General features: G+C 57.4%; 10 protein-coding genes. 8 read left to right on the forward strand and 2 right to left on the reverse strand.

Annotated features, from left to right (window positions below; genetic code table 11):
- Positions 1-291 precede the first annotated feature (291 nt).
- Positions 292-1491, forward strand: coding sequence for a chromate transporter (locus FKCLFG_RS04375; protein WP_472615007.1), 1200 nt, complete (start codon positions 292-294; stop codon positions 1489-1491).
- 35 nt (positions 1492-1526) lie between these two features.
- A complete protein-coding gene (locus FKCLFG_RS04380; RefSeq protein ID WP_472615008.1) occupies positions 1527-2585 on the forward strand; it encodes a DMT family transporter in 1059 nt (352 codons plus the stop codon).
- A 163-nt stretch (positions 2586-2748) separates the two neighbouring features.
- Here the strand turns inward: FKCLFG_RS04380 and FKCLFG_RS04385 are convergent, their stop codons facing one another.
- Positions 2749-4071: a ferredoxin reductase family protein gene (locus FKCLFG_RS04385; protein ID WP_472615009.1), complete on the reverse strand. Its 1323-nt coding sequence runs from the start codon at positions 4069-4071 to the stop codon at positions 2749-2751.
- A gap of 189 nt (positions 4072-4260) precedes the next feature.
- Here FKCLFG_RS04385 and otnI point away from each other — a divergent pair, with 189 nt between their 5' ends.
- The 5 genes from otnI (at position 4261) to FKCLFG_RS04410 (ending at position 9458) form a co-directional block, all read left to right on the forward strand.
- Positions 4261-5058, forward strand: coding sequence for a 2-oxo-tetronate isomerase (gene otnI / locus FKCLFG_RS04390; protein ID WP_472615010.1), 798 nt, complete (start codon positions 4261-4263; stop codon positions 5056-5058).
- 556 nt (positions 5059-5614) lie between these two features.
- Positions 5615-7537, forward strand: a complete 1923-nt coding sequence (locus FKCLFG_RS04395; protein ID WP_472615011.1) for a DEAD/DEAH box helicase — start codon at positions 5615-5617, stop codon at positions 7535-7537.
- 159 nt (positions 7538-7696) lie between these two features.
- A complete protein-coding gene (locus FKCLFG_RS04400; protein WP_472615012.1) occupies positions 7697-7870 on the forward strand; it encodes a heavy-metal-associated domain-containing protein in 174 nt (57 codons plus the stop codon).
- A complete protein-coding gene (locus FKCLFG_RS04405) occupies positions 7848-8255 on the forward strand; it encodes a hypothetical protein (protein ID WP_472615013.1) in 408 nt (135 codons plus the stop codon). The genes FKCLFG_RS04400 and FKCLFG_RS04405 overlap by 23 nt, the downstream gene beginning before the upstream one ends.
- 54 nt (positions 8256-8309) lie before the next feature.
- Complete coding sequence (locus FKCLFG_RS04410) at positions 8310-9458, forward strand: branched-chain amino acid ABC transporter substrate-binding protein (RefSeq protein ID WP_472615014.1); 1149 nt, start codon at positions 8310-8312, stop codon at positions 9456-9458.
- A 186-nt stretch (positions 9459-9644) separates the two neighbouring features.
- Here FKCLFG_RS04410 and FKCLFG_RS04415 read toward each other — a convergent pair whose 3' ends face one another.
- Positions 9645-10658, reverse strand: a complete 1014-nt coding sequence (locus FKCLFG_RS04415) for an AI-2E family transporter (RefSeq protein ID WP_472615015.1) — start codon at positions 10656-10658, stop codon at positions 9645-9647.
- A gap of 572 nt (positions 10659-11230) precedes the next feature.
- Here FKCLFG_RS04415 and pgm point away from each other — a divergent pair.
- Positions 11231-12880, forward strand: coding sequence for a phosphoglucomutase (alpha-D-glucose-1,6-bisphosphate-dependent) (pgm, locus tag FKCLFG_RS04420; RefSeq protein ID WP_472615016.1), 1650 nt, complete (start codon positions 11231-11233; stop codon positions 12878-12880).
- The last annotated feature ends 77 nt before the right edge of the window (positions 12881-12957 follow it).

Genomic DNA, 12957 nt, shown 5'->3' on the forward strand with positions numbered 1-12957 from the left:
GCTGAAATTACGATTGAGCGCATTTTCTTATTTATTGGAGTATTTTTACAGTACCAATAAAAATATGCGATAAATACCATGAAGATAGTGATACACCCTACTTTTTACGAATCACATTGGGTTGTGGTGTCTTTCGGGTTTTTTATATTTTTCATGGACAATGCGTAATATCAGGACTTTGTCTGACTGTCGCAACCAAGGTCGCGGTGCAACGATGACGATGCATTCTTGCAAGAGATGGGCGGCGTGCCGGCCTCGCTGTACACCCATTTCAACAAAGAGCCCGCAACCATGAACGAATCCGCTGAAGCTGTCACCGCGCCCGGGTATAGCCTGCAACAATTAGTCTGGTACATGCTGCATCTGGGCGCACTGGGATTTGGCGGGCCGGTGGCACTGGTCGGCTACATGCAGCGCGACTTGGTCGAGGCGCGCAAATGGATTACGCCGGCCGACTATAAGGAAGGCTTGGCGCTGGCACAACTTGCGCCCGGTCCGCTAGCGGCGCAACTCGCCATCTACATGGGTTACGTCCATTACCGCATTCTGGGCGCTACGCTGGTCGGAATCGCTTTCGTCATTCCCTCGTTTCTGATGGTCGTGGCGCTCGGATGGGCGTATGTGCATTTTGGCGGATTGCCCTGGATGCAGGCAGTATTCTATGGCGTCGGGGCAGCGGTCATCGGCATCATCGCAATCAGTGCGAAGAAATTGACGGCCAAAAGCGTAGGCAAAGACAAGCTTCTATGGGCGATCTATTTACTTCTCGCTGCCGTGACGGTAGTGACCGAATCCGAAATTGCGTGGCTCTTTATTGCGTCCGGCGTATTGGTGTGGCTGTTGCGCGCACCGCCGAAATGGTTGCGCAAAACCAGTCTTCACGCGGTGGGTTTGGTACAGATTGCACCTATCGCACAACTGCCGCTGGTGCCCGGTTTGTTTGGCGCGGTAGATATTGCATTGCTGACGCAACTCGGGATTTTCTTCACCAAGGCCGGTGCCTTCATTTTCGGCTCGGGCCTTGCCATCGTGCCGTTTCTCTATGGCGGCGTGGTGACCGAGCATCACTGGCTCACGGATAAGCAGTTCGTCGATGCAGTGGCGGTGGCAATGATTACCCCCGGTCCGGTCGTCATTACCGTCGGTTTCATCGGCTACCTGATTGCCGGATTGCCCGGTGCCTGCGTCGCGGCGCTGGGCACTTTCATCCCGTGCTACCTATTCACCATTATCCCGGCGCCTTATTTCAAGAAATACGGAAAACTGCCCGGCGTTATTGCTTTTGTCGATGGCATCACCGCGGCTGCGATTGGCGCAATCACCGGCTCTGTCATCGTGATAGCCAAGCGTTCCATCATCGATATCCCGACAGCTTTAATTGCCCTGATTGCCATCGCGGTGCTGTGGAAATTCAAAAAGCTGCAAGAGCCGGTAGTGGTTGCCGTTGCCGCGCTTGCCGGACTGGTGCTGTACCCGTTGTTGCATGAGTAGGTTGGCGATCAACCAAAGGTACAAAGGTCCATAAGATGCGCTGGAAAAAAAGATTGTTGCAGCCGGGTGTGGCGGCAGCGCTGGGTGCGGCCTTGTTGTTCGGCGCGGGAACGCCGCTGGCAAAGTCGCTGCAGGATGGTGGTGCTGGCGTTACTCCCTGGATGCTGGCCGGACTGCTGTATTTGGGTTCCGGCGTCGGCCTTGCGCTGTATCGCTTTCTGATCCATGCCCCGGCGGTGCATCTTCCCCGCGATGAACGCGCCTGGTTTGCCGGCGCTATTATTTTTGGCGGGATAGTCGCGCCCGTGTTGTTGATGCTTGGCCTGACCGGGATGCCAGCCTCCGGCGCATCTCTTTTATTGAACGCCGAAGGCGTGTTTACTGCGCTGCTGGCATGGTTTGTATTCAGGGAAAATTTCGACCGGCGCATTGCGCTCGGCATGGTTGCCATCGTGCTAGGCGCGGCCATTCTCAGCTGGCCGGGGGATTTCAGTTTCGCCGGGATGATGCCGGCGCTGGCGATCCTGGCTGCATGCTTGGCCTGGGGCATCGATAATAATTTGACGCGCAAGGTGTCGCTCGCCGATGCGTCGTGGATTGCGTCAGTAAAGGGTCTGGTATCCGGTTGCGTCAATCTGACTCTGGCTTTGATGTTGGGGGCCGCAATGCCGCAGCCGCTGATTATTGGGCAAGCGCTGCTGGTGGGTTTTCTGGCGTATGGAATCAGTCTGGCGCTGTTTGTGGTTGGGCTGCGGCACCTGGGCACCGCGCGCACCGGAGCGTATTTCTCGGTCGCGCCATTCTTCGGTGCCGTGCTTGCCGTGTGGATGGGAGAACCGATAACGCTGCCATTGCTGGTTGCCGGCGCATGCATGGCGGTGGGAATATGGCTGCATCTGACAGAGCGCCATGCGCACCGCCATACGCATGAAGAAATCGAACACGACCATTCGCATCTCCACGACGCGCACCATCTGCATGACCACGATCACTTTGTCGCGCCCGGGATCAGGCATAGCCATCTGCATCGGCACGACGCGATCGCGCACACGCATGCCCACTTTCCGGATGCGCATCATCGACACCGACATTGATAGGTATTGAGGCGAGCAAGCAACTTTTGAAAGAATTGTGTCATGAATTTTTTTCGTGCTTTTTGTGGACAACAGGATAGGGTGCGCTATGCGCACCACCATCCATCATTGGCGCTAACCTGACGGCCGCATCGGTGCCGATGACGCACCGATGCGGTGCACATTAGCGCATCTCGAATGCTTCCTGGTGGAAGCTGAGGCGGCTTTTTAACGCGCTTTGCAAGCCCTCTTTGAGAGCGTCTGCAAGTCCTTGGGGACCGCAGAACCACACTTCCGTGCGTTTGATGCCGGTCTGCGTGGCGCTCAGTTTGTCGGTGGTCAGTACTTCGCCCTGACGGGCGCCATGTACGTGCAGCCGCACGCTCGGGAGGGTTGCGCACAGCGACTCCAGCTTCGCAACCAGGTTGTCGGTGTCGCGGTCGCGTGTGCAGTAGTGCAGATCGGCCACAGGCGCTTTTTCTGGCTGGCCTTGTAGCGCTTCGAGCCAGGCGAGGAACGGCGTAATGCCGATGCCGCCGGCAATCCATATTTGCTGCGCACGCGGGTTGCGGCGCGACAGGTCGAAGTGCCCGTATGGCCCTTCGACTTTGACCGTTTGCCCGGATGTTAATCGCTGCGCCAGGCCGCGGGTGTAATCGCCCAGCCCCTTGATCTGCAAGGTAATGTTGCGGTCGCTCCGGTTTGCGCTGGCAATGGTGAAAGGATGCGCGCCCTCGTTTGGATCAAAAGTGACGAAGGCAAATTGACCGGGGCGATGGCCTTTCCAGTCTGCGTCGAGGCGGCAACATACTTCGGTGATGTCGGCGGCGCTGCTGCTGACGGAAACAATCGTCCCGCTCACCAATCGACGCTGCCCGATGCGTCCGGTGAGCGAGAGCACGCTGGAAATCGCGCCACCTGTGAGCAATAGCGCAAGCAATACGCCGACCGGTTGCAGCCAGTAGTCAAGCGGCGCCAGCATCGCGGTGTGAAAGGCGAGCACCAAATAGATAGCTGGCATGATCCGGTGCAAATGGCGCCAGAATTTATAAGGGAAGCGCTTCCAGAGTGTGAGCAACAGCATCGCCAGCACTATGTAAATGGCCCATTCGCCCATGTCCTTGGAGAGATGGCGCAGGGTGTTGAACAATCCGGTGTAATGCTCTTTCGGCAAGCGGCCTGCGCTGCCGATCAATGTCTTGAGCACATCGCTTGACATCTTAAGCAGCCAATGTGCTGCGGCGAAACCAATGGCGAGAATACCCGCCCATTTGTGCAGCCGATAAATGCGATCCATGCCGCCCAACGGCCGTTCCAGCCAAGCCGGCCGGGTGGACAGAATCATGGACAGCGACATCAGCGCAATAGAAAAGAGCCCGGTCAGGTACAAGCCTTCCTGACGCATGGTCCATACAAGGGAGCCGCCGGACGGGCCGGTGCTGGAGAGAATATCCCAACCCCAAGTGAGGGTGACGATGGCCAAAAGGCCAGTAAGAATTGTTTTCATGGTTTGAGCCTGAAAGTTGAGGAGCTGTCCGCTGCAAGGTAGCGCAGCGGTCGAATCTGTGACCGTGCAACCATTTTGCGTAATCACGCCTGAACCTGCGGTGAAGCGCTCGTTCATGCTGGGTTCAGGATTGCCCGGGGTAGTGAGGGTCGTTATCATTGATGGATATTCAGCCTCAAAGGATTTGCTATGCCCCGCTTTGCCGCCAATCTCACCATGATGTATACCGAACATGCCTTCATCGACCGCTTTGCAGCGGCGGCGCAGGATGGTTTCAAGGCGGTGGAATTCCTGTTTCCATACGAATATCCGGCCCAGACTTTGCGCCAATTGCTGGCGGATAACGGATTGGCGCAAGTCTTGTTTAACGCGCCGCCCGGCGACTGGGAGAATGGCGAACGCGGCCTGGCGTCGTTGCCGGGGCGCGAGGATGCATTCAAGCGTTCGATCGACATTGCGCTGGAATATGCGCACGTGTTGGGCAACAGCAAGCTGCATGTGATGGCCGGTTTGATACAGCCGCAGCAAGACCAAGGCCGCCAGCGTGCGGTGTATCTGGAGAATCTGTCGTATGCGGCGCACTTGGCGGCGGCGCAAGGCGTGACTGTCGTGATCGAGCCGATCAATACCCGCGATATTCCGGGTTACTTCCTGACCCGGCAGGATGCGGCACAAGCCATCTGCGCCGAGGTGGTGGCCGCCAATTTGCAGGTGCAGTTCGACCTGTATCACTGCCAGATCGTGGAAGGCGATCTGACAGCCAAGCTTAAACGCGATATGGCGCGCCAAGCGTGCGGCACTGGTGGCATCGGTCATATCCAGATCGCCGGTGTGCCCGAGCGGCACGAGCCGGATCTCGGCGAGATCAATTATCCTTACCTGTTCGAGTTGATCGACAGCCTCGGTTATCAAGGCTGGATCGGTTGCGAGTACCGGCCGCGCGCCGGCACTTCGGCTGGGCTGGACTGGCTGAAGCCGTGGCTGTAAAGAGATTGCAGGCGTCAGAATTTGTTGCTGCTATGCAGCAATGGCCCGCAATGATCGGCTCTTTCATCATCACCGGCGAAGCCGGCACCCGGTTGCGGTTGCAGTCCCGCAGCCTGAAATAATATTCGGCCTTGGCGCTTGAAAAACTCTGCAATGCGCACGATGTACTCGCAAATCCCTCTCATATACGCCTGAATATCCTGATGAAGACGATAAAAAGTACTACTGCAATCGATCCCGCGCTGCCGCGCCGGTACCTCCCGCGTTGAATCGTATTATGTATTTCGTGAATAATACATATTTGAATAATAAATTAGTGATATATGCTGCATTGCGATATAGTTTGCCTGTCTCCTCCAACTCCGTAAAAAGATTGGATTTAGCCCGCGCCGCAAGGTCCGCGGGCATTTTTTTGCCTGCATGTCTTTAGCCACGCTGCTGCGCCGGCCATATCGTTCGCGCCGTCAAAGGTCAACCCCGCCTGCGCAACAACAGAGTAAACTGCGCACCACGTTCTTTCGCATAGTGCGATTCGAGCGAACTTGTGAGCGTCACCATGTCTGAAACACCTATTCCGTTATTTTCCGATCTAAACCTCAGTGCGCCATTGTTGCGCGTTCTGCAGGACCTCGGCTATGAGTTGCCGTCGCCGATTCAGGCGGCCACGATTCCTATTTTGCTGGACAATCGCGACGTGATTGGCCAGGCGCAAACCGGCACCGGTAAAACCGCCGCTTTTGCGCTGCCGATTCTGGCCCGCATCGACCTCAAGCAGACCACACCGCAAGCGCTGGTGCTGGCGCCGACGCGCGAGCTGGCGATTCAGGTGGCCGAAGCATTCCAGAGCTACGCCGCGCATATTCCCGGCTTTCATGTGCTGCCGATTTACGGCGGCCAGAGTTATGGCGCGCAACTCTCCGCATTACGCCGCGGCGTGCATGTGGTGGTTGGTACGCCCGGTCGCGTGATCGATCACCTCGATAAAGGCTCGCTGGACCTGTCGAAACTCAAAACGCTGGTACTCGATGAAGCCGACGAGATGCTGCGCATGGGTTTCATCGATGATGTCGAACGCATCCTGCAGGAAACGCCGGAATCGCGCCAAACCGCCTTGTTCTCGGCCACCATGCCGTCGGCCATCAAGCGCATCGCCCAGACCTATTTGCGCAAGCCGTCGGAAGTCACGATTGCCGCCAAAACCGGCACCGCCGACAATATCCGCCAGCGCTACTGGCTGGTGTCCGGCATGCACAAGCTCGATGCGCTGACACGGATTCTGGAAGCTGAAACGTTCGACGGCATGATCATTTTTTCGCGCACCAAACTGGGCACCGAAGAATTGGCCAGCAAACTACAGGCGCGCGGTTTTTCTGCGGCGGCGATCAATGGCGATATCCAGCAGCAACAGCGCGAACGCACCATCGGGCAACTCAAGAGCGGCGAGATCGATATCCTGGTCGCCACCGATGTCGCCGCCCGCGGGCTGGATGTGGAGCGCATCAGCCACGTGATCAATTACGATGTGCCGCACGATCCGGAAAGTTATACCCACCGCATCGGCCGCACTGGCCGTGCCGGGCGCAGCGGCGAGGCGATTCTGTTCATCACCCCGCGCGAACGCAATTTGCTGAAAGCGATCGAACGCGCGACCCGCCAGCCGATTTCGCAGCTGGAATTGCCGACCGTGCAAGTGGTCAACGACGTGCGGATTGCCAAGTTCAAGGATCAAATCACCGATACGCTGGCCCTGGGCGAACTGGAAATATTCACGTCGCTGATCGAAGAATATGAGCAGGAGCACAATGTTCCTGCGCTTGACATCGCGGCAGCACTGGCGAAAATGGCGCGCGGCAACGTGCCGCTATTGCTGGATAAAAAACAGCGCGAGCCGCAAGCAGCGCCGGCCCGGTTCGATGAAAGACCGGCCCGTTCCAGCAAGTTTGAGCGCCCTGAGCGGCAGGAGCGGTTTGAGCGTCCTGAACGTCCTGAGCGTTCCGAACGGCAAGAGCGCAGCGAGCACGCCGAGCGTCCGGCTTTCCCAAGGAAAGAGCGGGGCGAGCGCCCGGCTGACGCCGGCATGCAGACTTTCCGCATCGAAGTCGGCCATGCGCACGGCGTCAAGCCCGGCAATATCGTCGGCGCGATTGCCAACGAGGCCGGGCTGGACTCCAAAAACATCGGCCGCATCGACATCCAGGATGATTACAGCATGCTGGATCTGCCAGCCGACATGCCAAAAGAGCTGCTCGATCATCTGAAAACCGTGTGGGTGGCTGGACAACAGTTGCGCATCAGCCGCGATGGCGAACAGCCGGATAATGCCGAAAAACCTGCCGGCAAGAAAACGCCGTTTGCTGCTGCCAAAACGGGTGGCGATAGACGCGTGGGCGAGAAAAAATTCGGCGACAAACCGCCGTTCAAAGCCAAAAGCGATTTTGCCAAGGCCAAGCCACATCGCAAAGGCCCCAAGCCGGCGTAATGTTGAGCAGGTCGGGTTACGCGATGAAGCCGCTAACCCGCCTGCTGATTCTACTGATTCCGACTCGTCCTGTTTGGCGAACATGTAAGGTCAATATTTCATTGGATTTTTGCCAGATCGGTCTAAAAATTGAAAACTATACTGATCAAAGTGACTGGCATGGAGAACGCGCAATGCGTTCGCCTGGTCACCAATGCGATCCAGGATCTGCCCGGCATCGGCCACGTTGAGGTTTCTCTGGTCAACGGCGAAGCCAGCATCGAGCATGGACCGATGGTGTCGCACGAAGATATTCGTCAGGCAATCCTGGATGCCGGCTTTGACGCTTCCTGAACCCGTTTCCTGGATGCACTTGCTGACGCCTTACGAGGCCGAGGCCTGGATCGAAAATCTGAACCAGGCGTTGCAACAGTACCTACCCGAAGTCAGCACAGGCGGTTACGGCGTCTGTTTTTCGCTGGCGCAAGGGGGCGATATTTTTTTGCATAGCACCTCGGAAGGGTATGTGCTGCTGGACGTTACGCCGGATGCGCAGTGGGCCGCGCCGGTGATTGCGGCCGCCGTCAACGTCGCGCAACCTGACTCCCAAATCTGGCATTTCCCCGACGACAACTTAGTGCAATTGGTGCTGGGGCTCAGCAGTTTGGTCGCGTCAACAACCCTGGTCTTGCGCCACGATTTCCATTTGAACAGAAAGCGCATTCCGCCGCATCGCTGAGTGGTCAATTTCAGCCGGCTGCACCTCCCATTTCCACCACTGAGTAAATTTTCCATGAATCAGACAAAATTAATTCCACTACTGGGCGCGATGGCGTTCGCTATCGCAGGCAATGCCGCGGCCGCCGAACAAGTCGTCAAGATTGGTCACGTCGCACCGATTTCCGGCGGTATCGCCCATATTGGCAAGGATGTTGAAAACGGCGTGCGCATGGCGATCGAGGAACAGAACGCCAAAAACATCGTCATTGGCGGCAAGACAATCAAGTTTGAATTGCTGGCGGAAGACGATGCCGGCGATCCAAGACAAGCCACCACCGTGGCGCAAAAACTGGTGGATGCGAAAGTCAATGGCGTCATTGGCCACCTCAATTCCGGCACCACGATCCCCGCTTCGCGCATTTATCACAACGCCGGCATTCCGCAGATTTCCCCTGCCGCTACCAATCCGAAGTACACCCAGCAGGGCTACAACACGACCTTTCGCGTAGTCGCCAACGACAGCCAGCTCGGCGGCGCGCTCGGCCGTTACGCCACCGATGTCCTGAAAGCCAAGAATATTGCGGTGATCGACGACCGTACCGCATACGGCCAGGGCCTTGCGTCCGAGTTTGCCAAGAGCGTCAAGAAGCAGTCGGCAAGCGCCAACATCGTATCTAGGCAGTACACCACGGACAAAGCGACTGACTTCAACGCGATTCTGACCGCGATCAAGGGCAAAAATCCCGACGTTATCTTCTTCGGCGGGCTCGATTCGGTAGCCGGCCCGATGCTGCGCCAGATGAAGCAACTCGGCATTCATGCCAAGTTCATCGGTGGCGACGCCATTTGCACCGGCGAACTTGTCAAGCTGGCCGGCGACGCGATGGGCGAAGGCCAGGTGTATTGCGCGGAAGCGGGCGGTGTGATTGAGGCCAATAAAAAATCGCTCGACAACTTCAAGACTGCCTACAAGAAGAAATTCAATGCCGAAGTCCAGATCTATTCGCCGTATTCATTTGACGCCACCAACGCCATGATCGCTGCGATGCAGCAAGCCAATTCGGTCGCGCCGGCAAAATATCTGCCGTTTTTGGCCAAAATCAACTACAAAGGCGTGTCGGGCATCATCGCCTTCGACGCCAAAGGCGACATCAAGAATGGCGCGCTGACGATCTACACCTACAAGGACGGCAAGCGCACTCTGGTGACCGTGACCAAGTAAGTCGGGTGTACATGATGCCGGCACAACTGAATAATGGTTGCGCCGGCATTTTTATTTGTTATTAAATAACGTGGGGTATATGGAAAAACATGTGTTTTTCCGCATATATATTATGCGGTATTAAAAAATACATGGGGTAGGTTGGCGTCGAGCCAGGCGCAGCCCCATAGGACGACAAAAAACTGTCTAGACCCAGCCGCAATCGTGCAATTCCTTCTTGCAGTAGGCGTAAAACACCGGTGCTGCAACCACGCCGTGCAGGCCGAATAGCGTTTCCATTACCAGTATCGCGGTCAGCAATTCCCACGCGCGGGCGTTGACTTGGGCGCCGATGATTCTGGCATTCAAAAAATACTCCATCTTGTGAATCACGATCATGAAGATCAGTGAGGAAATCGCCGTATGCAAGCCGTGCGACAAGGCCACAATCACGATCACCGTGTTAGAGACGATGTTGCCGACCACCGGTATCAGGCCGACAATAAAAGTGATGGCAACCATGCTCTTGGTAAATGGCAGATGCACGCCTGCCAGCGGCAGCACCACCATCAGATAAAGCGCGGTGAAGGCGGTGTTGATGAGCGAAATCCGGACCTGGGCGAACACTACTTTCTGGAAAATTTCGCGCAAATTGACCACCCGTTGATGTAGCGCGGCGGCAAATGGCTGGTAGTGCGCATGCGCAGTGGCGTCCTGCAGCGCGACCATGCTGCCGATGATCATGCCGAGCAGCAGATGGACGATGATGCGCCCGGCTTCTTGCCCTAGCAATTTTGCCTCGCCCGCGTGCGCCCGCAACCAGTCGGTCAGGAGTGCGCGCAACGCATCGACGCCATCCGGCAAATGTTCGCGCACCCAGGCCGGCGTTTGATCGCGCGACGCTTCGATAATGTCGGCCAGCTTTTGCAGCAGCGCGGAAAGATTGCCGGTATCGCTGCGTGCGAATGCAAATATTGCCCAGATCAGGGCCGACACCGCCGCCACAATCAGCCCGGACAGCAAGGCAACCGCGATCCAGCGCGCCTGGCTGTTGCTAAATTTTTTGGCAATCGTGGGCGCTACCTGATGCACCAGAGAATGCACCAGCAAGCCGGAAAACAGCGCCAGCAGCAGGCCCGATTTGAGGACAATAAATAACGCCAGCGCCATCAGTGCGTAAGAGACTGCGACCGGCAAAGTGATCTGGCTTGGTTTGTTCATAGGGACAATGAATGGGAAGGTGAGCGTGATTAAGCCACTGCTTGTCAATAAACTCAATCGAAATAGGATTGAAGCACATCTGTCGAGAACAAAATGGCGCGGTGAATGTGCCGCTTAAATGCCAGCGAAGGTGGGAGTATGTTGATAAAACAATGCCTTTGCGCAAGTATATAAAGCGGCTTTAAAAATACATTAATCAGTATGTTAAGTCGTCATCAGTTGCAAATAATCAAGCTATTTTCCAGCAAAAAGGCGCCGCCGGCCCGGTTTTGATGCGCCGGCCACACTTGTCTGGCGCTGCGCCGCTCCGCGCCTTCATAGTCGGCCTTGCTGCAGGTTTGACCCAGATGACAGTTCAACCTACAAAATCCAGGCTATGTTGGCTAGCGCACAGAGAAGGATGATTTTTCGCGGTATTATTAAATTTACAATAATAATATGCGTATTGCATCGCAACACTTCCTCTCTAGCCCACGCAACACCACAACGAGTATCGTCATGGACCCATTATTCGCATCACCCCAATCTTCCATCTGCCTGATCCGGCGTTGTCATCTGCCGGAGATCTGCGCATGAGCACCACAATCAGCCCGCTGGCCGGCAAGCCGGCGTCGCAGTCGCTGCTGATCGATGTGCCGAAGTTGCTGGCGGCGTATGCCGAGCTGCACCCCGATCCTTCGGTGCCCGCCCAGCGCGTCGCTTTCGGCACCTCCGGTCACCGCGGCAGCTCGTTCGAGTGCAGTTTTAATGAATCGCATGTGCTGGCGATCAGCCAGGCGATTTGCGAATACCGCAAAATCCAGGGCATCGATGGCCCGCTGTACATCGGCATGGATACCCATGCGCTGTCGCAGCCGGCGTTCGAGAGCGCGCTGGAAGTGTTGGCCGCCAACGGGGTTGAAACGATGATCTCCAAGGGCGGCGAATTCACGCCCACGCCGGCGGTCTCGCATGCGATTCTGGTCTACAACCGCGGCCGCACATCGGGGCTGGCCGACGGCATCGTCATCACGCCCTCGCACAACCCGCCCGCCGACGGCGGCTTCAAATACAACCCGCCCAACGGCGGCCCGGCCGATACCGGCATTACCGGCTGGATTCAAGCCAGGGCCAACGCTCTGCTCGAAACCGGCCTGAAGGAAGTGCGGCGCATGCCGCTGGCGCAAGCGCGCCGCGCCGCCACCACGCATGAGTACGATTATCTGGAAGCCTATGTCGCCGACCTGGGCAGCGTGCTCGATCTCGATGTGATTCGCGCTTCCGGCATCCGCATGGGGGTGGACCCGCTGGGCGGCGCGGGCGTGCATTACTGGGCCCGGATCGCCGAGCGCTATCGGCTCGATCTGAGCGTGGTCAGCGAGGTAGTCGACCCGACTTTCAGCTTCATGTCGCTGGATTGGGACGGCAAAATCCGCATGGACCCGTCTTCGTCCTATGCGATGCAGCGGCTGATCAGATTGAAGGACCGCTTTCAGGTCGCCTTCGCCTGCGACACCGATTACGACCGTCATGGCATCGTCACGCCCGGTGCCGGGCTGCTGCCGACCAACCATTACCTGAGCGTCGCGATCGACTACCTGTTCCGCAATCGTCCGCACTGGAACCCGCAAGCGGCAGTCGGCAAATCGGTGGTCAGCAGCGCGCTGATCGACCGCGTGACGCAGCGGCTGGGCCGCAAGCTGTACGAGGTTCCGGTCGGCTTCAAGTGGTTCGTCGATGGCCTGTGCGACGGTTCGCTCGGTTTCGGTTGCGAGGAAAGCGCCGGCGCAACTTTCAGCCGCATCGACGGCACCGTCTGGACCACCGACAAGGATGGCATCGTGGCGTCGTTGCTGGCGGCGGAAATCAGCGCCCGCAGCGGCCGCGATATCGGCGATTTGTATCGCGACCTGGTGCGTGATTTGGGCGAGCCGTTCACGGATCGGGTCGAAGCGCCGGCGACTGCTGAGCAAAAAACCCGATTGGCGAAGCTGTCTCCGAGCCAGATACAAAGCACCGAGATGGCGGGCGAGAAGATCGAAAGCGTGCTCGATCATGCGCCCGGCAACGACGCGCCGATTGGTGGCATCAAGGTGATTACCGCCAGTGGCTGGTTCGCGGCACGCCCGTCCGGCACCGAGGACATCTACAAAATTTACGCGGAGAGCTTCAAGAGCAAGGCGCACCTGAAATCGATCGTGCAGGAGGCGCAAAGCATCGTCGATGCCGCGCTCGCGGCGTGATGTCGTCAGTGGAGCCGCGAAATGCAGCCATGAAATGGAGCCGCAAACGCGGCGGCTCTCGAACACGGGCACAGGTC

Source organism: Gelidimonas denitrificans (assembly GCF_055694065.1).